16 protein-coding genes are annotated in these 18,994 nt (G+C 62.3%); 5 read left to right on the top strand and 11 right to left on the bottom strand.

What is annotated here, in order from left to right; genetic code table 11:
- Positions 1-408 carry a type IV pilus modification protein PilV gene (gene pilV, locus ACWHRL_RS16485; RefSeq protein ID WP_447894508.1) on the bottom strand — a complete coding sequence of 136 codons (408 nt, stop codon included), beginning with the start codon at positions 406-408 and terminating at the stop codon, positions 1-3.
- The gene (locus ACWHRL_RS16480; protein ID WP_447894507.1) at positions 405-863 is read right to left on the bottom strand and encodes a GspH/FimT family pseudopilin; all 459 of its coding nucleotides are present in this window, start codon (positions 861-863) and stop codon (positions 405-407) included. Before ACWHRL_RS16480 ends, pilV begins: the two co-directional genes overlap by 4 nt.
- A gap of 424 nt (positions 864-1,287) precedes the next feature.
- Here ACWHRL_RS16480 and ACWHRL_RS16475 point away from each other — a divergent pair, with 424 nt between their 5' ends.
- Together ACWHRL_RS16475 and ACWHRL_RS16470 are read left to right on the top strand one after the other, a co-directional pair.
- Entirely contained in the window at positions 1,288-1,476 is a 189-nt protein-coding gene (locus tag ACWHRL_RS16475; RefSeq protein ID WP_447894506.1) for a hypothetical protein, read from the top strand.
- Positions 1,469-2,941, top strand: a complete 1,473-nt coding sequence (locus ACWHRL_RS16470) for a sodium:solute symporter family protein (RefSeq protein ID WP_447894505.1) — start codon at positions 1,469-1,471, stop codon at positions 2,939-2,941. Before ACWHRL_RS16475 ends, ACWHRL_RS16470 begins: the two co-directional genes overlap by 8 nt.
- A 177-nt stretch (positions 2,942-3,118) precedes the next feature.
- On the opposite strand, the gene ACWHRL_RS16465 is transcribed toward ACWHRL_RS16470, so the two are convergent.
- Complete coding sequence (locus tag ACWHRL_RS16465) at positions 3,119-5,095, bottom strand: methyl-accepting chemotaxis protein (RefSeq protein ID WP_447894504.1); 1,977 nt, start codon at positions 5,093-5,095, stop codon at positions 3,119-3,121.
- Between the two features lie 192 nt (positions 5,096-5,287).
- Complete coding sequence (locus ACWHRL_RS16460; RefSeq protein WP_447894503.1) at positions 5,288-7,588, bottom strand: molybdopterin cofactor-binding domain-containing protein; 2,301 nt, start codon at positions 7,586-7,588, stop codon at positions 5,288-5,290.
- A gap of 241 nt (positions 7,589-7,829) precedes the next feature.
- Between ACWHRL_RS16460 and ACWHRL_RS16455 the strand changes: the two genes are divergently transcribed.
- Positions 7,830-8,318: a MarR family winged helix-turn-helix transcriptional regulator gene (locus tag ACWHRL_RS16455; protein ID WP_447894502.1), complete on the top strand. Its 489-nt coding sequence runs from the start codon at positions 7,830-7,832 to the stop codon at positions 8,316-8,318.
- 32 nt (positions 8,319-8,350) lie between these two features.
- Here ACWHRL_RS16455 and ACWHRL_RS16450 read toward each other — a convergent pair whose 3' ends face one another.
- From ACWHRL_RS16450 to ACWHRL_RS16420, 7 genes are all read right to left on the bottom strand, one after another.
- On the bottom strand, positions 8,351-9,868 hold the full coding sequence (locus ACWHRL_RS16450; protein WP_447894501.1) for a tripartite tricarboxylate transporter permease: 1,518 nt from the start codon (positions 9,866-9,868) through the stop codon (positions 8,351-8,353).
- 21 nt (positions 9,869-9,889) lie between these two features.
- Positions 9,890-10,414 (bottom strand): tripartite tricarboxylate transporter TctB family protein, encoded by a 525-nt coding sequence (locus tag ACWHRL_RS16445; RefSeq protein WP_447894500.1) that lies wholly within the window; start codon positions 10,412-10,414, stop codon positions 9,890-9,892.
- A 37-nt stretch (positions 10,415-10,451) separates the two neighbouring features.
- Positions 10,452-11,420, bottom strand: coding sequence for a Bug family tripartite tricarboxylate transporter substrate binding protein (locus tag ACWHRL_RS16440; RefSeq protein WP_447894499.1), 969 nt, complete (start codon positions 11,418-11,420; stop codon positions 10,452-10,454).
- Positions 11,421-11,599: 179 nt separating this feature from the next.
- A complete protein-coding gene (locus tag ACWHRL_RS16435; RefSeq protein ID WP_447894498.1) occupies positions 11,600-12,283 on the bottom strand; it encodes an N-carbamoylsarcosine amidohydrolase in 684 nt (227 codons plus the stop codon).
- A gap of 5 nt (positions 12,284-12,288) precedes the next feature.
- Positions 12,289-13,056, bottom strand: coding sequence for a maleate cis-trans isomerase family protein (locus ACWHRL_RS16430; RefSeq protein ID WP_447894497.1), 768 nt, complete (start codon positions 13,054-13,056; stop codon positions 12,289-12,291).
- A gap of 13 nt (positions 13,057-13,069) precedes the next feature.
- Positions 13,070-13,903, bottom strand: a complete 834-nt coding sequence (locus ACWHRL_RS16425; RefSeq protein ID WP_447894496.1) for an alpha/beta fold hydrolase — start codon at positions 13,901-13,903, stop codon at positions 13,070-13,072.
- Positions 13,900-15,066, bottom strand: a complete 1,167-nt coding sequence (locus ACWHRL_RS16420) for an FAD-dependent monooxygenase (RefSeq protein ID WP_447894495.1) — start codon at positions 15,064-15,066, stop codon at positions 13,900-13,902. Before ACWHRL_RS16420 ends, ACWHRL_RS16425 begins: the two co-directional genes overlap by 4 nt.
- Positions 15,067-15,562: 496 nt before the next feature.
- Here ACWHRL_RS16420 and ACWHRL_RS16415 point away from each other — a divergent pair, with 496 nt between their 5' ends.
- Both ACWHRL_RS16415 and ACWHRL_RS16410 read left to right on the top strand, forming a co-directional pair.
- Complete coding sequence (locus tag ACWHRL_RS16415; RefSeq protein ID WP_447894494.1) at positions 15,563-16,048, top strand: (2Fe-2S)-binding protein; 486 nt, start codon at positions 15,563-15,565, stop codon at positions 16,046-16,048.
- Positions 16,041-18,959: a c-type cytochrome gene (locus tag ACWHRL_RS16410; protein WP_447894493.1), complete on the top strand. Its 2,919-nt coding sequence runs from the start codon at positions 16,041-16,043 to the stop codon at positions 18,957-18,959. The genes ACWHRL_RS16415 and ACWHRL_RS16410 overlap by 8 nt, the downstream gene beginning before the upstream one ends.
- Positions 18,960-18,994 lie beyond the last annotated feature (35 nt).

Genomic DNA, 18,994 nt, shown 5'->3' with positions numbered 1-18,994 from the left:
TTAAAGCTCCGAAACCAGTTGGATGCGGCGCCGCTCGCCGGGGGAGGACGGCTCTTCAAAGCTCACTGTTACGCTTATCTCTGGCGGGGTCACCACGACCTCGCCCAGGCCTTGGGGCAGTACGTCGGCCAGGTCACGCACCCAGCCTTGGGTGTCGCTGGCCACCAGGCCGCTGCCGCTCGAGGGCTGCCCCGGGGTCAGCGCGTAGGCCCTCGCATCCTCTTTATTGGCACGAATACGATCCAGCATGTCCTGGGCCATGTTGGTGGCCTGGGTTTCCAGATAGGCGCTTCGCTGCTGTGAGAGTGCCTGGGTTTGCAGCGCGACCACGCCAAGTAGCCCAATCGACATGATGAGCATGGCAATCAGCGCTTCTAAAAGCGACACCCCGCGCTGCGCGTTTTTCATGGACCCCCGGTGGCGCGTTGTTCACCGCAGCCCTGTACCCGCGAGAGGCCGCTGCGCTCCAGGCGAATACAGCGCGCCTGGCTGCCCAGCTGAAGGGAAAGGGGCGCGGTGATCGGGTGGGTAAAGCGCCCAAGGCTATTAAAACGGATGGAAGACGGGGCGCCCGCGACGTTCAGGTTTTCAAGCGACTGCGGCCAGCGGCGCAGTGGGTTGCCACCAGGGTCGACGACTTCCCAGCCGGCCGCCCAGCCGCCCGTTAGCGGGGTCAGCGATACGCTTCGGTTACGCCGCACGGCTTCGCTTCGCGCGAAATTCAGCGCGGTCTTGAACTCGTTGGTGGCGCCCACCACACGGTTTGTCTCGATCAGCCGAGCGAAGTTGGGAAACGCCACCGCCGCGAGCAAGGCCAACACGGCCAGCGCGACCAAAAGCTCTAAAAGCGTAAAACCAGTCATAAGGCGGTATCTTTTAAGGGCCACGGCGAACTCTTTAAAGACCTGCCAGACGCTACCCGGCAAGTCGTTCATTATCGTGAGTCGTTGCCCTTCATTAATATGAGTCGACAACGGCTTGTCTGGTCATAAAGTATCAGAAGTGCTTGAAGGGGTAGGCGTGAAATACCCGGCTTAAATGCACGTAATTAAGCCGATGCCGGGCACCGGGAAGGCGCTTTGGCCGCCCACTGCGCGTAAGGCAGAGCGCCTGGCGTAATGTCCTGGTGTTTTGACGGTGTTTTTAACGCAAACTTGTGTAAAGCATCACGCTTTCTTGACAGAAGAGTTGGCAGGGGCAAAGTATGCTGAAATGCTTCGTCTGCCTGTCAGTGGCGTTTCAAGGCGGGCAATAGGTCGATATCGCCAATACAACAAGAGGTACATCATGGCGCGCGAAAAATGGATATGGGCCGTTTGGGCAGTGGTCGTACTGTGCTGTCTGGTGCCTTATACCGTGTTGACTCACGTAGCGGCCTGGTACGGCAGCTTTCTGTTCTGGAGCGGGGCCGGGCTTTTGGTGATCGTGCTGAATATTTTCATCACCCAAGGATTCAAGGAGTACGACGGTGACTGAGTCGATGATATGGGTCGCCATCGTGCTTTATCTTGTCGTATCGGTCGTGATCGCGTTTTTATCCCGCCAGGGGCGGGTAGACAGCATGTCCGGGTATTTTCTGGGCAATCGGCAGATGAACGGGTTCGTGTCCGCGCTTAGCTATAGTGCCACGACCTACAGCGCCTTCATGATGGTGGGGCTGGCCGGGCTTACCTACGCGGGGGGCGTCGGGGCGCTGGGCTTTGAGATCATCTATTTTGCCGGCGTGTCGTTGGTGGCGATTTTCGGGCCGCGTTTCTGGGCGGTGGGCCGCGCGTTCGGTTTCGTCACGCCCAGCGAGATGTTGGGCTTTCGTTATCACAGCAAGTACGTGGCGCTTTCGATGTCGGTGGCCAGCTGTATTTTTTTGATCCCCTATTCGGCGGTACAGCTGGCCGGCGTGGGTTACCTTTTGGAGGGCATGTCCGGCGGGGCGGTGAGCTTCACCACCGGGGTGATGCTGGCCACGGCGATCGCGGTGTTCTTCTCCTACATCGCTGGCATTCGCTCGGTCATGTGGACCGATTCGCTGCAGGCGCTGGTGATGATCGTCGCCTCGACGCTGGTGGCGCTGTTGGTCATTCGAGGGCTAGGGGGCTTTAGTGGGCTTTTCGCAACGCTTTCGAGCGAGCACCCCGAGGCGCTCACCGTACCGGGGCCGGGGCTTTTTAGCCTGACCACCTTTTTGGGGTTAAGCATCCCCTGGTTTTTCTTTAGCCTCTCCAACCCCCAGGTAAGCCAACGCCTTTTTATGCCGGCCTCGCTCACTGCCATGCGCCAGATGCTGATTGGCTTCATGGTGTTCGGTTTGATCTACACCCTGGTATCGGTGCTATGGGGATTCTCCGCGCTGGTGGCTTTTCCCGGCCTCGAACGCGCTGACCTTGCCACGCCGACCCTGCTCGGTTCCGGTCTCGTGCCGCCACTGCTGGGCGTGATCGTGATGGTCGGTATTCTGGCCGCCGCGGTCTCCACGATCGATTCCATCATGCTGACGCTTGCCTCGATGCTTTCCCGCGACGTTTATACCCACGCTCGCCCCGGCGCGGGCGAGAAGCGCCAACTGCTGGTCGGCAAGCTGGTCGTGCCGGTGATCGCGCTGCTGGCGCTGGGCTTTGCCGAACTTCAGCTGGATTTGATTGCGGTGCTTTCCGTGGCCGCCTCCTCTGGGCTGGTGGCCATGGTGCCAGCCATCGTGGGGGCTTTTTATTGGAAACGTGGTACGGCATTCGGGGCACTGGCCAGTATCCTGGGGACCAGTACGTTCGTACTCGCGATGTACGCGACCGGCAATACGTTACTTGGCTTACCGGCAGGTATCTGGGGGATTTTTGTCGCAACGCTGCTGTTTGTGGGGGGGAGTTTATTGACGACGCCTCACGTTGCGTCACGGGTGGCGTTTTTAGACGCTGTGAACGACGTGCTCGTTAAAAAACGGCGATAAGGCCTTCTCGACCTACCTTGCGGGTGGTGTCGAATAACGACTTGATGGTGGTCAGCAGAGCACCTCAACACTTGGCTTTCGCCGGTGGGCCGACCGTTTAACGCCGATGATAAAAAACCCGCGATCCAGGATCGCGGGTTTTTTTACAGGCGAGTGTCAGGTGAGAGGCGAAACGTCTTAGAACTCTTCCCATTCGGCAACATCCTGGCGAGCAGCACGCGGGGCGGCAGAGTGCTCGGGCTTTGGAAGTGCGCTGGCGCTACGCTGCGTAGACGACATGGGGGATGTGAAGAAGGCGGTTTCGTTACCCAACACGAAATCACTCATCAGCCGATCCAGACGCTGGGCATTCTCGCGCATTTGCGCGGCCAGCGAAGCGTTTTGACTGACCATCGAGGCGTTTTGCTGCGTCATGGTGTCCATTTCCGCCACCGCGGTGTTGACCTGCTCGATGCCCGCCGTTTGTTCTCGAGCGCCGGCGGCAATCTCGCCCATGACGTCGGTCACTTGGGTGATGCTTCGATGGATCTCTTCCATCTGCTGAGCCGCCGCGGAAACGATCTGGTTACCCTCCTGGGTGTGGCCCACCGACACATCGATCAGGGCACGGATATCCTGAGCAGCGGTAGCCGAACGGCTGGCAAGCATGCGCACTTCACTGGCAACGACGGCAAAACCACGGCCCTGTTCACCTGCGCGGGCGGCTTCGACCGAGGCATTGAGCGCCAGAATGTTGGTCTGAAAGGCGATCGAGTCGATCAAGCCGATAATATCGCTGATCTTGTGAGAGGACTCGGTAATCGCCTGCATTTTGGTCTGCATCTGGCGCATGGACTCGTTGCCACGTTGCGATGCACCGGACGCCTCGAAAGCCAAGCCATTGGCCTGTTCGGAAGCTTGCGAGGTGTGGGCGACCGTCGAGTGAATTTCCTCCATCGAGGCGGAGGTTTCCTGAAGGTTGGCCGCTGCCTGGTCGGTACGCGTAGAGAGCTCCTGCGTGCCGTCCGCGATGTCGCCGGCGCCGGCCAGCACGGTCTGCGCGTTTTGGCGTACCTCCTGAAGCGTTTCCTGCATCCGCTCTACAAAGGCGTTGAAGCCTTTTGCCAAATCGCCCACTTCGTCCTGGGATTTGACCTCCAGACGGCGGGTCAAATCCCCTTTGCCCTGGGCGATATCCGCCATGGCGCTGGCGGTATGCCGGATGGGGGCAAGCGCTCGGCGAGCGGCGAAAGCGACCACGACCAGCAATAGCCCAAAGAGAATTAGGCCCGCCACCAGCAGTGACAGCAATAAATGGTGGGTTACGCCGGTAAACACGGCGGCGGGCACGGTAGTGCCGACCACCCAAGCCGTATCGTCGACCGGGTTCCACATTAGGGTTTTATGCTCACCGCTTGGCATGGTGGCTTGGCCCGAGCCTGGCTGGCCACCCAGCATCTGAGTGCCAAGCGCGTTCAAGCCTTCGTAACCATGGGTTTGATCGCCACTGGTGTAGTTAAGCGCAAGGCGATAAGACGCCTCCGGATGAGCGATGACGCGCCCTTGGCTATCGAGCATCCAGCCGAAGCTGCCTTCACCGACCTCGATCTCAGAAGTGATAGATGTCAAAGATTCGAGTGAAAGGGCGACGCCCAGTAGCCCCATCCGGTTGCCGCGCTCATCGAATATCGTCTCGACCATCAAGGCGGCCGGTTGATTGGTGGCCTTGGAGATGAAAGGGTCGAGAAGCAGGCTATCCGCGGTGCCATCCACTACCAGCGCTTGGAAGTAGGGGCGTTCGGCGATATTAAGCGGCATACCTTCCTGATTAATCGTATTGCCGGCCGTATCCGAGACAAACAATGACTCGATGGTGCCATCCGACACATGACGTTTGGCGAGCCAGTCAACGTGTGAAGCAAGCGGAGCGCCCTGCGCCAGGCGTTCATCCTGCGCTAATACGTTGAGCCAACTGCGATAACCATTGATCCATCGACTGACCTCATCGGCCCGCGCGTCTACCTGGCGCATAGCGGTATTGTTGATCAGTGAAGGAATCGCCTGATTAAGTTGCATGTTGACGACTACGCCCAGCACGATGGCAACGGCTAATAAGGGTAACGCCACTGCGAAGAGCAGTTTTTGCGTTAACGATAGGCGATAAAAAATGTTCATTGATAGCCCCAATAAATCGAGAAACGACCGTTGCTGACCCTCAGCGACGCAGCGTAATCGAAAGAGAATTGTGTTTAGTGTTGTGACAAGCGTTATTAACGGCGACTAAGCGCGAAGCTTGAGCAAATAATGGCCTAATTAAAATTGTTTTAGTTTAAGAATAATTAGTAAAGGATGTTTGGAAACAAGTCTTTAATGTTTTATATGTGTTTGATTAACGTATGTTGGTTTTTTCATTGCTGGTGTCGAGTTCAATTCTTCTCTTACACAGGCGGCGGTAAAGGGTGGTTGGATAAAGCGCACGCCAATGGCATCGAAGAGGGCATTTGCAATCGCGGGCGCTCCAGGTAGTGAGGTTGATTCGCCAACTCCGAGAGGCGGCTGGTTGGGTTGTTCGAGCATTAGCACCTGTATCTCGGGTAGCTCAGAGAAACGCAGGATCGGGTAGCTGCCCCACTCGCGGTTGACCGGCACACCTTTTTCGAACGTAACGCGCTCCTTGAGCGTTCGACTGAGCGTCTGGATGATGTTGCCCTGCACTTGATGGCGCACGCCGGCCGGGTTGACGAGCAGCCCCGCATCCTGGGCCACGTACAAACGCTCGATGACGATGCGCCCGCTTTCGGCATGCACCTTGAGTTCGACGACCCAGGCGGCGAGTGCCGCGCCGAAGCCGGGAAACTTGCTGTGCACGTATTGGGCGTAGGCAAAACCACGGCCGTAGTGCCAGCCATCGTTCGAGCGCGGCGCGCTGAACGCCGGGCGAGCTGCCCACTGTGTGCGCTCGGCCAGGGCACTCACCAGCTTCGCCGCCCGAGGGTCGTTCAAGTGGCGTATCCGAAAGGCTACCGGGTCTTCACCGGCCTTGTAGGCGAGTTCATCGATGGCGCTTTCGTGGGCGAAGGCGTTGGGCATGGCCGAGACGCCCCGCAGCCAGGAGGCGCGCACCAGGGTGGGGACGTCATCGCAGGCGATATAGCGGTGCGCAAACCGGTAAGGCGGCACCGAGGTGCGATCGCCCATCTTGAAAGGCATGTCGCTCGGTGCTTGAGCGCCGGTGAGTAGCAGCGCCAGAGTCGGGGCGTTGTTGGACGGGTAGCGGGTCACGAACCGGTAGCCTTCGAGCTTGCCGCCTTCATCGATGCCGGCATCGATCTCCATTCGCTGGGCCGCGCCCTTGGGCTCCCAGAGATGCTCCTGCTCTCGGGTGAGTTGAACGCGCACGGGCCTGCCCACGGCACGAGACAAGAGGGCCGCGTCGGCACCTACGTCATCGGCACAGTTGCGCCCGTAGCAGCCCGAAGCCTCCATGCGGGTTACGGTAATGGCGCCCTCGTCCAGCCCCATCAGTCGCGAAAGGTCCGCGCGCAAGCTGTGCGGGTTTTGCGTGCCGGACCACACCTCGAGTCCGCTCTCGCGGTAGTCGGCCACCGAACACGACGGGCCGATCGAGCCGTGTAGCTGAAAGGGCCAGAGGTAGCTGCGCTGCACACGGTGATGAGCCGTTTCCAGCGCTGCGTCCACCTCGCCTTCTTCGAGCAGCACGCGCCGCTCGGCAGGAAGCGCTTCGAGGGCCTGCTCGACATTGTCCAGATCCGGCAGCGCCGTCGGCGTGCGCCAGCGCACCTTGAGCCGTCGCGCAGCCGCGGCGGCCTGCTCTTCGCGCTCGGCCACCACGCCGATGAAATCGCCGATGACGACCACCTTGACCACGCCGGGCAGGTCGCTGACCGAGGCTTCGTCGACAAAGATCAGCGAGGTGCCCACGAACGCGCCTCGGTCGTGGCCCGCGTAGGGCGGCCGGACCACGCGAGCGTGAAGCATATCGGGCACGCGCACATCGTGGACGAACGTCAACGCCCCGGTGACCTTGCCCGGAATATCCACCCGAGCGGAGGACTGGCCCACCAATCGGTAGGTGTTCACTGGCTTCAACGGCGCCTGGTCGTCGAGTTTCAAAGCGTGACGGGCGCCCTTGAGCAGCGTGGCGTACTCGATGCCTGGCGAGGTGCTATCGTCTGGCGCGATGCGGCCATCGTGGCAGACGAGCTGATCGCGGTCGCTATCGAAATGCCGGACCGCCAGATCGAGCAGATGCTCGCGCGCCTGGGCGGCGGCGCGGCGCAGGGGCTCGGCGGTGATCTGGATCGTTGCGCTGGCAAGCGTCGGGCCCTGGTTGGGCACTTCAAAAGGGTTGCCCAGTATCATGGTGACCGCCTCGAGCGGCGCGCTGAGCTCCTCGGCAACGATCTGGGCCAGGGCGGTACGAATTCCCGTGCCCAGATCCACGTGGCCGTTGAAGGCGAGTATCCGGCCATCGGCGAGCAGGGCGATGAAGAGCTCGGGTTCGGTCGGCACGAAATCCGAATGTGTACCCGGCTGCCCCGGGACTGGCTTGGGCGAGGGAAGCGCATCTTTGTAAACGACGAGGAGGTCACTATCGTTTAGCAGCGCCTGACGGTCGTAGGGGTGTTCATTGTGGTCGCTGTTCAAGGGAGCCTCCCGCGTTTTGGTGGATGACATCGTTATCGAGATCGTCGACGAATGTTCGCCAGGCGCATCAAGGGTTGCCTGCGTTCGATAGAAAATTATAATGTGTACGCCATAAATCGGCGGCGCAAGCCGTTTCAGTAGCGGGGGCGTTAAAGCGCTTTCCCTGCGAGCCTTTGCTTTCGGGTGCCATACTGGTCTTGATACGCCGTTTCTGGCTCAACGTTCACCGCAGGGAGTTTGAATGACACCGGACCGTTTAGCGCACGAAGACGCTCACCACGACCACCCCACGCCTTCGCAGCAAGGCTACGAGTTCTCCGAGCAGGTCGGCCACCTGCTGCGCAAGGCCTACCAGCGCCACGTCGCCATCTTCCAGCGCCATACCACCGACAAACAGCTTACCGCCATTCAGTTCGTGACGCTGTGTACCGTCATGGAGCGTGGCCCCAGTTCGTTGACCGATATCGTCAACGCCACGGCCATCGACCCTGCCACCATTCGTGGAGTGATCAAGCGGCTCAAGGCGCGCGGCTGGGTCAGTCTGACCACCGACCCTTCCGATCAACGCAAGGTGATGGTCGTGATTACGGAGCCCGGCGAGGAACTGGTCGAGGCGATGGTGCCCCGGGCCAAGCAGACCAGCGATGCCACCATGGCCAATCTCAACCCGGCCGAGCGCGTGGCGCTGATGCACCTGCTGGAAAAGATGAACGCCGACACCGCGCCCTGACCCAGCGCTTGGGCGGCTTTCAGTGGCGTGGGTCACGGTATTTTCGCCCGCTTGATATCCTTGCCAAGGCGCACCCAGAGCGGTGCCAGAAGCGGCAGGGCAATGGCGAGTATCGAAAGACCGAACAGCGCCAGCGCGATAGGGCTTTGCAGAAACACCTCCCAGGAGCCGCGACTCAGCAGCAAGCTGCGGCGCAGGTTCTCTTCGAGCAAAGGCCCGAGTATCAACCCGAACGCCAGGGGGGCGGCGGGCAGCGACAGCAGATGCAGCGCGTAGCCCACCGCCCCGAACGCCAGCATGATGTAGACATCCGCCATGCTGCTGCGAATGGCGTAAGCGCCCACCACGCAAAGCAGCGCGATGCCGATCATCAGCAAGTGCGACGGAATGCGCAGCACCCAAGGCAGCCAGCGCATCAATAAAAGCCCGATGACCAGCGTGAGCAGCAGCGCGATGAAGAATCCGGCGTAGAGGCTCGAGACGAACCCCGGGTTCTCGGCAAACAGCATCGGGCCCGGGCGCAGGCCGTGGATCAGCAGCGACCCCATCAGCACCGCCGTGATGGCATCCCCCGGCACGCCCAGGGTCATCATCGGAATCAGGGTGCCGCCGATGCTCGAGCTGTTGGCGGCCTCCGGGCCGACGACGCCCTCGATGGCGCCGTGACCGAAGCGCTCCGGGTGTTTGGAAAAGCGCATTTCCTGAGCGTAGGCGATGGCCACCGCAATCGCCGAGCCCGCGGCGGGAACGGCGCCGACCAACGCACCGATCAGCGAGCCTCTGAGCATCGAGGCCCAGCGCTTGGCGATTTGGCCGATGCCGGGTATCGGTGACGCCGTGGCGTGTGCGTCGACTTCTGGTGTGGCGCGGTGGGTTCCATGCAGGTGCTTGAGCACTTCGGCCAGGCCAAAAAGCCCCACGCATAACGGCACCAGCTCGATCCCGCCTTGCAGGCCGCGCGTGTCGAAAGTGAAGCGCGAGACGTCGGTCAAGGCATCGAAGCCCACCATGCCGCACAACAGCCCGATGGCACCGACCAGCAGCCCGCGCACCGTGGAGCCCGGCGAGGCGTAGGCCAAAAGCACCAGACCGAACACCGCGATGGCCGTGAATTCCGGACTTCGAAAGCTCATGGCGATCGAGGCGAGCAGGGGTGCGATGAGTACCAGAAGCGCCAGCCCGATGACCCCACCGATACTCGACGCCACCAGCGCGTAGACCAGCGCTTCCTTGGCCCGGCCCGCGCGCGCCAAGGGGTGGCCGTCCAGCTGGGTGACGATCGCCCCGGGCGTGCCAGGAATATTGATCAGAATGGCCGAGATCGAGCCGCCGTAAACGCTGGCAACGAATACGCAGAGCAGAAAGAGAATGGCAAACGCCGGGTCCATACCAAAGCTCAGCGGCAATAAAATGGCCAGCGCCATGGTGGAACTCACCCCAGGCAGCGCGCCGAGCACGATCCCCAACAGCGTACCCAGTACCGCCAGCGTCAGCCCCCAGGGCGAGACCAGGGTGGCCAGTAGAGCGGAAAAGAAACTATCGATCAGCATGGTCGTCTCCTGGCCAGGGCGTCACAGCGCCACCCCGAGCAGCGTAATGAAGATCAGATGCAGGGAAAGGCCGAGCAGCGCCGCTCCGGCGATACCCACCAGCAGGGCCCGCCGGCGTTTGTAGTGGCGGCGGTACTCGAGCCAGACCAGCCACGGCGCGGCAAAAAGCCAAGTGGCCGCCAGAAAGCCGAACCAGACCACAAGGCTTGGCAGCACGAGCAAGGAGGCGAGCAGTGCCGCAGCGTGGGCGTGGCGACTGAACGCGCTGTTCTCTGGCGTTACCGCTGGATCCTGGATCGAGCGCCGTTTCAGCGCCCAGCCGGCCACCCCCTTGAGCAACAGCACAACGCCGCCGAGCATGAGCAGACTCAATACGACCAACGGCAGAAGCGCCGGCCCCGGGTCGGGACCGGCGCCCAAAGTATTCATCAGCCGGGCGTTGGTGTAGATATCGGAAAAACCGGCCAGGGCGACGGTGGTGAAAAAAAGGCCGCAGGCGAGGTCGCGCCCGACGGCGCGATCCAGACGAGGTGCGAGTGTACGCATGGCGTTATCTCCCCGTTGAGACACAAGGCCCGCGCGTTTAGCGCGTTAGCTCGGCGTCCACCAACCCGGCGGCGGCGAGAATGTCGTACACCTCGTCGGCGCGCTCGGTGAGGTAGCGGTCGGTAGCTTCGCGCTCCTTGGGCGCAATCACCAGGCCCACGTCGCTGGCCGCCGCTTGAAAATCGTCATCCTCGAGCAGCGTGTAGAAGGCCGAGGCCAACGCCTTGCGGCGCTCCTCCTCAACGCCTTGCGGCAGGTAGAGCATGAAGAAGTCTTCCGCCGTGAAGTCGTAGCCCTGCTCCTGGAAGGTGGGAATGTCCGGGGCGAAAGGGTGGCGCTCGTTGGCGGCCACGCCCAGCAGTTTGAGCTGCCCCGAGGCGTGCTGGTCGGCCAGCAGTGGAATGGGTAGAAGCGCCGACATGACCTCGCCGGAGAGCAGCGCCGAAAGCGTCGGCGCGTAGCCCTGATAGGGAATCTTGGTCATTTCGACGTCGAATTGCGCCTCGAGCATGCTGGCCGCAATAAAAGAGAAGCCACCGGGGGAGTCGTTGCCGTTGATGATCGTCCCCGGGCCGTCGTTGAGCGTCTCGAGATAGGCGTCGATATCCTCGATGCCCGTATCGCTTCCCACCGCCAGGGCGGCCGGCTCCGGCCCGATGAAGACCAGCGGGTCGAGCTCGTCCAGCGGCGTGGCGTTGGGGTTCATATAACTTTGGGCGATGGCGTGGGTGCCCATCATGCCCAGGGTATAGCCATCCGCAGCGGCCTCGGCCACGTGACGAACCCCGGTGGAGCCGGCAGCGCCGGTGACGTTCTGCACGACCACGGGCACGGAGAGGACCTCGCCCGCGTGGTCGGCCATCAGGCGCGCTGCCAGATCGTAAGCGCCGCCGGCGGGCCAGGGCACGACGAGGGTGAGCGCGCGCTCGGGGAATTCATCGGCGAGGACGCTGGAGCTCAAGGCGAGGCCCAGGGTGGAGGCTACTAGCAAACGGCGAAGTGTCATGTCGGTTACCTATCGGGTGTCAGGTGGATCAACGCGAAGTGTTTTTTTATGGTTGTGGGGGTGATGGCGTGCGTTGAGTGGGGGCTCCTTTTGGTAGTGGTGAATCGTGAGTGGTGAGTCGTGACTAGTGAGTTGTCGGTCGGGAACGCCCGGGGGCCGGGGCCGCTCGGGCGTTTTGGTTAGTGTTTCTGGAGATGATCGATGGCGGTTTGCCGGTCGATGACATCGCCGTACTTGCTGTCGATATCGAACAGGTTCGCCTCGTGCGGGTCCGGGTGGCGGTCGCCCACGCAGTCGCGCACGACCATGACGCGAAAGCCGTACTGCAGACCATCGACGGCGGTGGCACGAATGCAGCCGCTGGTCGAGCAGCCGGTGACGATGATCGTGTCCACCTCCATCGCCGTCAGCATCGAGGCAAGCGATGTGCCAAAGAACGCGCTCGCGTACTGCTTGGTCACCACTGGCTCCGTTGATGCGGGCACGACCTCATCGCAGAACTCGGCAAAGGGGTTGCCCGCCACCATGGCGCGCATCACCGGTGATTTTTTCACCCAGACGCCACCGTCGAGCTGATCCGGGGCGTGGTAAAGAATGTTGGTGTGGATGACAGGCGTGGCGCTTTGCCGGGCGGCCTCGAGCAGTGCCGGCATATTGGCCACGGCCTCGACTACGCCGGGAGCGTAGAGCGGCGACTCTTCCAGCACGTAGCCTTTCATGAAGTCCACCACCAACAGCGCCGCTTTACGCCCGAAACCGATCCGGCCGTCCCAGACGCCCCGGTAGTTGTCCTGAGCCGAGTTGTCCTGAGCCGAGCTGTCTTGAACCGAACTGCCCTGAACCGCGCTATCCTGTGTCGCCATGGTGGTTACTCCGAATAAGCGCCCGAGAGCAGCGCTCCGGCCCCGGGCACGACCGGCTCGAGATCCAGCGCCTTGAGCATGGCGTAGGTGGTGGCGATGGCGGCAGTGATCACCGGCTTGCCGGTCAGCGCCTCGACCTTGGGCACCGCCGCAAGCGAGGGCATCTGGACACAGGCCGAGAGCACGATGGCGTCGATGTCGGTCAGATCCAGGCTTGCCACGATATCCGGCAGGTTGACCGGGTCGTGGCGCGCCACGTCCAGGTTATTGGGAATTTCCAGCGCCCGGTAGTCCACGACCTCGATGTTCTCCTGGCGAATGTAGTCCACCACCATCTCGGTGAGCGGCTTCATGTAGGGCGCCACGACCACCACGCGCTTGGCTTTCATCACGTGCAGGCCGTCGACCAGCGCGCCAGCGCTGGTCACGACCGGCGTGTCGCTGCCGTTCTCTTGGGTACGGGTGCGCAGGCGTTTCTGTGACTCGCGGTGATAGCCCGGGCCCATCGACATGATCGCCACCAGGCAGGCGTAGCCCATCACGTCCACGGCTGCGTCGGAAAGCTCCAGCGCGCAGCGGTCGGACTCGCCATCCATCGCGGCCAGCTCGTCCTTGCTGACGTTTTTCATGCGCATACGGCTGGAGTGAAAGGTGAATCGCTCCGGGCGAATCAACTGACGCGCGGTCAGCATGGCGGGAATTTCCGTCTCCATGGTGATGTTGGAGCTCGGCACGATCTGGCCTATACGGTAGGTCTTGTTAGCGTTCGTCATGGCGGTCGGCCTCTTAAAGCGAAGTGCCCAGGAAGTCGTCGAAGGCGGTGAAGAAGCCGTCGAAGTCGTCCCAGGGAATCATGTGACCGGCGTTGTCGGCGGTGGTGATGCGAATCGACGGCAACAGGGTCTGGATCTCCTCGCGATCCTCTTGCTGGATCACGCCGCCCTTGCCCGCGCAGATCAAAAGCGTGGGAACCTCGATGGCGGGGAAGTCCTGGTGGATATCGACGGTGTGGAACTCCTCGAAGGCCTGCACGATGGCCGGCGTGTAGCAGGTGTGCAGCCACTCGGCGCGCAGGCGAAGCTGCTCCTCGCTCCAAGTGGGGCAGTAGGTGCGCATGGTGTCGATGTCCGCGCCTTCGGTGCAGTCCTTGATGGAATCCACGTACCAGGGCAGCTTGCTGGGGTAGTCACGACGGCCAGGACCGGAGACCGGCGGGTCGATGAGTACCAGTTTATCGATGCCGCGGGCACCGCGGTTCATGGCGCGAAGCGCAAAGCGTGCGCCCATGGAGTGGCCGGTCAGAACCACGTTCTCAAGGCCCAGCGCCTCGACGAAGGCCACGATGTCATCGGCGCAGGTGTCGGTGTCGTAGGCAAGCTCGGGGCCGGTCGCGGAGAGCCCGCGCCCGCGAACGTCGAGCACGTAGGTATCGAAGTGGCGACCCAGCCGCTCGGCCACGAACGCCCAGGTAATGGCGGGGCTGGTGATGCCCGGGATGATCACCAGCGGCTGGCGGTTGGACGAGGCCTCGCCGCCAAAGCGTAGGTAGTGCTGGCGGATGCCGTTGGCGTGAACGTTGGCGCCGTACTGATACGTGCAGGTGGAGGTCGTGTCGGTCATGCCGGGCTCTCCTCGTTGGCGGTGTTCGGTGTCTTGAGCGGTGTTTCGAAAACGTCGTAGCCAAAGACCCAGGCCGGATCCTCTTCTTCGCGCAGCCAGGTGTTGTCGTGAGACACCTTTTGCACACGCGAGGCGCGCTCGAAGCGGTTCGCGCGGTAAAGTTCGAAGGCCGCGTGGTAGTCGTCTGCGCCCACCTCTTCCAGGCAGCGCACCAGCATGGCGGCGTCTTCGATGGCCATGGCGGCGCCCTGGGCCATGTGCGGCTTCATGGGGTGGCAGGCATCGCCCAGCAGCACCAGGCGGTTGTCGTGCCAAAGCGGCAGCGGGTTGCGCTCCAGAAGCGGCCATTTGGTGACCGATTCCGTGCACTCGATCAGCGCCTGTACGGTCGGGTGATACCCCTTGAACGCCTCGAACATCTCCTCTTGGGAGCTATCGACGAAGGACGTGCCGTGGTTCCAGTCAGGTTCCGGCACGCCGGTCACGTAGTAGTACTCTTTTTCGTCGCCGGTCACGAAGTAGACCATCATGTGACGATCCTCGGACCACCACTTCACGCAGGCCTCGAAATCCAGGTCATACGCCTTGAGTTTCTCGGCAGAGATGATGGCGCGGTGGGCGACCCAACCGCTGTAAATCGGTGCTTCCGTACCCAGCAGCTTTTCGCGAATCTGTGAGTTGACACCGTCGGCACCGATCACCAGGTCCGCCTCTTCGATCGTGCCATCGGCGAAGGTCAAGCGAACCTTGTCGCCGCTTTCGTCGACGTCGGTCACGCGCTTGTCGAAAAAGAGCTGGTCCTGGTCGAGGGTGTCGACCATGAGTTCGTGAAGATCGCCGCGGTGCACGGTGATATAAGACGCCCCGTAGTGCTTCCGGGCGTATTCGCCCAAGGGAATGCGCGACTGATACTCGCCGGTCATGCCGTTACGGCTGAACCAGTAATCCGGGTGAGAGCCCATGGCGTCGAGCTTGTCCTCGATGCCGATACGGCGCATGACCTTCATCACGTTGGGGCCCAAGTGGATGCCGGCGCCCAGGCGAGAAAACGCGGGGGCCTGCTCGTACACCCTGGTGGGGTAGCCGGCCTGTTGGAGTAAAGCGCCTGCCGCGGCGCCGCCCAAGCCCGCGCCGATAACGGCAATGGTCGGTTTGTCGTTCATGAAGTCGTTTCCTCACTTTTTATTGGCGTATTGCGCCCGGAGAGCGTCTGGGCCTCAGAGGTGGCCCTGATCCTGTTTAAAATAACGTATACACCATTTATTTTTTGGTCAAGAGAAACCGCACGTAAATTCTTTAAACTCGTTAAATAGTGTGTTTAGTATATAAGTGCATGAATAAAAAGATTATTAAATAAATATTTGGATTTTTATAAAAACTTGATTGTTATGCGGCGAGAGTGCTATACGTTTTATATACGTCTATTTAAGGTGTGTGCACTGTTAATGCTCGAGGTTTAAGCATGTGCACTCATATGGTGCTGGGCCGGTATTCAAGCCATCGAGCCGGTCTAAAATGCATCGATATAAAAGCGGGCGATACCGCCTGATTCACGGCGGCAGTGTGAAGTTGCACTCGAAATACAGACCCGTTGAGCAGTAGAGCTCGAGACGCACCATCGATGATAAACGACTTCAACAATAACGACGGTCATCCCCTATGACGCTGAAGTTAAACGTAAACGGCCAGCACCATACGTTGGCCGTCCCTCTGGATACGCCGCTGTTGGCCGTGCTGCGCAACGATTTGGCGCTCAACGGGCCGAAGTATGGCTGTGGGCTGGGTGAGTGTGGCGCGTGCAGTGTGCTGGTCGACGGCGTCGCGGCGCGCGCCTGTGTGCTGACGGTGGCCGCGGTGCAGGGCTTCGAGATCACAACGCTTGAAGGGCTTGCCGACCATCAGCGCCTGGACCCGGTGCAGCAGGCCTTCATCGACGCCCAGGCCGCCCAGTGCGGGTATTGCCTGAACGGCATGATTGTCAGCGTTCGCTCGCTGCTCAACCATACGGCCACCCCTTCTGAGGAGCAGATACTCGCCTCGCTCGATCACAATCTCTGCCGCTGCGGCACGCACCTGGAAATTCTGGCGGCGGCGCATCTCGCCGTGGAGCTCGAAGCCGACCGGCGAGGAGGCCAGGATGCGTAAATCGCCTGACGCCTCATCGTCGTCGCACAAGGCACTGCCAGCTCAACTGCCTGGCCTTCGCTACGGCGTGGTGATTCGTCCGCCTACCTATGGCTGGACGGGCGAGCACTTCGAAAGCGCCCGCCTGATAAACGTCGATGACGCGGCGCTTGCCGCCCTGGGTGGCGAGCCCCGTGTGGTCGTCGACGGTAACTTTGTCGGCTTGGTGGCAACGACTCTCGAGGCTGCGCGTAATGCGGCTCAGCACTTGGTGCTTCGCTGGGAAAAGCCCGCCCCGGCGGCTAATGCGCAGCGCGAAACGCCTCTGGCAAAGCAAAACACCGGCGATGAATGGGCTCGCGATTATGGCTGGCCAAGCCGCTTGCGCTGGGGTGAGGCGCCGGGATGGGTGATCGCTGAAAGCAGCGACGACGCATTGAATATCTGGACACGGACCGCCACCCCCGAGGCACTGCGCCACGACCTGAGCTTGGCCACCGTGGTCGATAATGCGGCGATCACGCTGCATGCCCCGGTGGGGCAGGCGTTGGCAACGGGGCTGGGCCGCCACTGTGGTGACGACGCCGCCGTGGATGCGGCCCTGCTGGCGAAGGCGGTCGGCGCACCGGTAGCCGTATGGCTAAGCGCGGCCTATGACGCCGATGTGAAAGCGCTGGGGCGGGCGCAGCGTATCAGGCTCAGCGCGACGCACCAGAATGACGCATCCATTTCGCATTATCGGTATCGTCAGGCCTACGCCAGCGGCGAAGTCGCGGCCATCGGGCTACTGTTGAGCGGGCGGGCGACCCTGGAGGCACCGTCCGAACGTGACGCGTCGCTTTTTACGCCCTACCGTTTTGAAAAGGCGCATCTGTCGGCGCACACCGGTGAGCGGCCTGCCACCAATATCACTCTGCAGGACGTGCAGCAGACCTTTGCTCGCGAGGCATTCGTCGACGAGCTCGCCCACGAGTGGGGCCAGGACCCGCTGACGCTTCGCCTGAATCACCTGGACGATGCTCGAGGCAGCGAGCTGCTGGCGTCGGTGGCCCGTCAGGCCGATTGGCCCAAGAAGACGACGGCCGAGACGCCCGCGAACGACGTCCTGCGAGGGCGAGGTCTGGCCTACGCCCAGCTCCCCGACCGCCACCAACGCCTGGAAAGCGGGGTGCGCTCGGCCTGGATCGCCGATGTCGACGTCAACCGTGTGACCGGCGACGTGCAACTGACGCGGCTGGTGGTGGGGCAGGATAGCGGCGCCGAGCTGGACACCGCGCAACTCCAGCAAACCCTTCAAGCCCGGGTGCTGGGCGAGTCGCGCGGGTTGCTCGGCCGCGCGCCGGCCTTCGATGAGTGGGGCGACGGCCAGACGCCGGACGCTTCTTCCAACGCGCTCGCAACGCGCTCGACAGAGCTTTCCCCGCCATCGCCTGAGGCCTCACATGCCTTGCCGCTGGCCCTGGAGGACGCCGAGTTTGCGCCGGGCGTGGCCGTGATCGCCAATGCGCTGTTCGATGCCACCGGCGTGCGTTTTCGTGAGCCCCCTTTTACCGCCGGGCGAGTGCGCCAGGCCCTCGACGAGCAGGACCCCGAACTCCGTAAGGGCTTGCCACCCGGCGCACCACCGCGCAAGAAGGCCACCCGACGGCGCTGGCTTGCAGCGGCGGCGCTGACCACGGTGGCGGGCAGTGCGGTCATAGCCTGGCCGTGGAAAGGGGCGATCGCCCCGGTCACCCGGCCCGGTGCCAACCTCTACTCCGCCGAGACCATCGAGCGGGGACGGCTGGTCGCGGCGGCGGGCGACTGCGCCGCTTGCCACACCACCGAGGGCGGGGCCACCAACGCCGGCGGGCACGCCTTCGAGACCCCCTTCGGCACGCTTTACAGCACCAACATTACCCCGGACGAAGCGACGGGCATCGGTAACTGGTCCTTTGCAGCTTTCGAGCGCGCCATGCGCGAGGGCGTCGGTCGCGACGGCCGCCACCTCTATCCGGCGTTTCCCTACACCGCGTTTGCCAAGACCAGTGACGCCGATCTACAAGCGCTTTACGCTTACTTGATGGCGCAGCCGGCGGTGTCCGCGCCGGCGCCGAAAAACGCGCTGACGTTTCCTTTCAACGTGCGCGCGCTCATGGCGCCCTGGCAGGCGCTCTATCATGACCCCACGCCTTTCCAGCCGAACCCGGCTCAGAGCGAGCTCTATAACCGAGGCGCCTATCTGGCCGAAGGGCTGGGGCACTGCAGCGCCTGCCATAGCCCGCGTAACGCCATGGGGGCCGAGAAGCAGGGCGAGCAGTACCTGGCCGGTGCCGTGGTAGACGGGTGGGAGGCGCCGGCGCTCAATTCGCTATCGCGCTCGCCGGTGGCCTGGAGCGAAAGCGCGCTCTTCGATTACCTGCGCCATGGAAGCGCCGAGCTGCACGGCGTCGCCTCCGGCCCCATGGCGCCGGTGGTGGCCGGCCTTGGCGAGCTGCCGGAGTACGACGTTCGCGCCATCGCCCACTACGTGGCGCAGCAGATGCAGGCGCCGGCCGAGCACGCCGCCTCGGCCCGAGCCGACGTCCAGCGCTTGACCGCCGCCACGACCGCCGAGCCTCCTGGCATGGAGGAGGGCGCGCAGCTTTTCCAGGGCGCCTGCGCGGCTTGTCATGTGGATAACGGCGTGCCCGGGTTCACCAAGGCGTCGACGTCGCTTGCGCTCAATACCAATCTGCATAGCGACCGGCCCGACAACGTCATTCAATCGATCATGGGCGGTGTACACGACACCGCCGTTCCCGGCACGGGCAGCATGCCCGGCTTTGCCGACAGCTTGAGCGACACCCAGGTCGCCACGCTGACGGCTTACTTGCGGGCGCGGTTTGCGCCCGAGGCAGACCCTTGGCAACAACTCGAACAACGCGTCGCTGAAATACGCCAGCCTCACTAAAACAATACGACTTTCTCCCTGACGATATAAACCGA

The sequence above is a fragment of the Vreelandella sp. GE22 genome, assembly GCF_968212445.1.
This window is presented reverse-complemented; position numbering and strand designations above follow the sequence as displayed.

Bases quoted from the DNA above. Each gene is read 5' to 3' on its own strand.
- ACWHRL_RS16410 (WP_447894493.1), top strand. From the start codon at position 16,041: ATGCGTAAATCGCCTGACGCCTCATCGTCGTCGCACAAGGCACTGCCA.
- ACWHRL_RS16475 (WP_447894506.1), top strand. From the start codon at position 1,288: ATGGCGCGCGAAAAATGGATATGGGCCGTTTGGGCAGTGGTCGTACTG.
- ACWHRL_RS16430 (WP_447894497.1), bottom strand. From the start codon at position 13,056: ATGACGAACGCTAACAAGACCTACCGTATAGGCCAGATCGTGCCGAGC.
- ACWHRL_RS16435 (WP_447894498.1), bottom strand. From the start codon at position 12,283: ATGGCGACACAGGATAGCGCGGTTCAGGGCAGTTCGGTTCAAGACAGC.
- ACWHRL_RS16420 (WP_447894495.1), bottom strand. From the start codon at position 15,066: ATGAACGACAAACCGACCATTGCCGTTATCGGCGCGGGCTTGGGCGGC.
- ACWHRL_RS16445 (WP_447894500.1), bottom strand. From the start codon at position 10,414: ATGCGTACACTCGCACCTCGTCTGGATCGCGCCGTCGGGCGCGACCTC.
- ACWHRL_RS16455 (WP_447894502.1), top strand. From the start codon at position 7,830: ATGACACCGGACCGTTTAGCGCACGAAGACGCTCACCACGACCACCCC.
- ACWHRL_RS16465 (WP_447894504.1), bottom strand. From the start codon at position 5,095: ATGAACATTTTTTATCGCCTATCGTTAACGCAAAAACTGCTCTTCGCA.
- ACWHRL_RS16450 (WP_447894501.1), bottom strand. From the start codon at position 9,868: ATGCTGATCGATAGTTTCTTTTCCGCTCTACTGGCCACCCTGGTCTCG.
- ACWHRL_RS16440 (WP_447894499.1), bottom strand. From the start codon at position 11,420: ATGACACTTCGCCGTTTGCTAGTAGCCTCCACCCTGGGCCTCGCCTTG.
- ACWHRL_RS16425 (WP_447894496.1), bottom strand. From the start codon at position 13,903: ATGACCGACACGACCTCCACCTGCACGTATCAGTACGGCGCCAACGTT.
- ACWHRL_RS16415 (WP_447894494.1), top strand. From the start codon at position 15,563: ATGACGCTGAAGTTAAACGTAAACGGCCAGCACCATACGTTGGCCGTC.
- pilV (WP_447894508.1), bottom strand. From the start codon at position 408: ATGAAAAACGCGCAGCGCGGGGTGTCGCTTTTAGAAGCGCTGATTGCC.
- ACWHRL_RS16480 (WP_447894507.1), bottom strand. From the start codon at position 863: ATGACTGGTTTTACGCTTTTAGAGCTTTTGGTCGCGCTGGCCGTGTTG.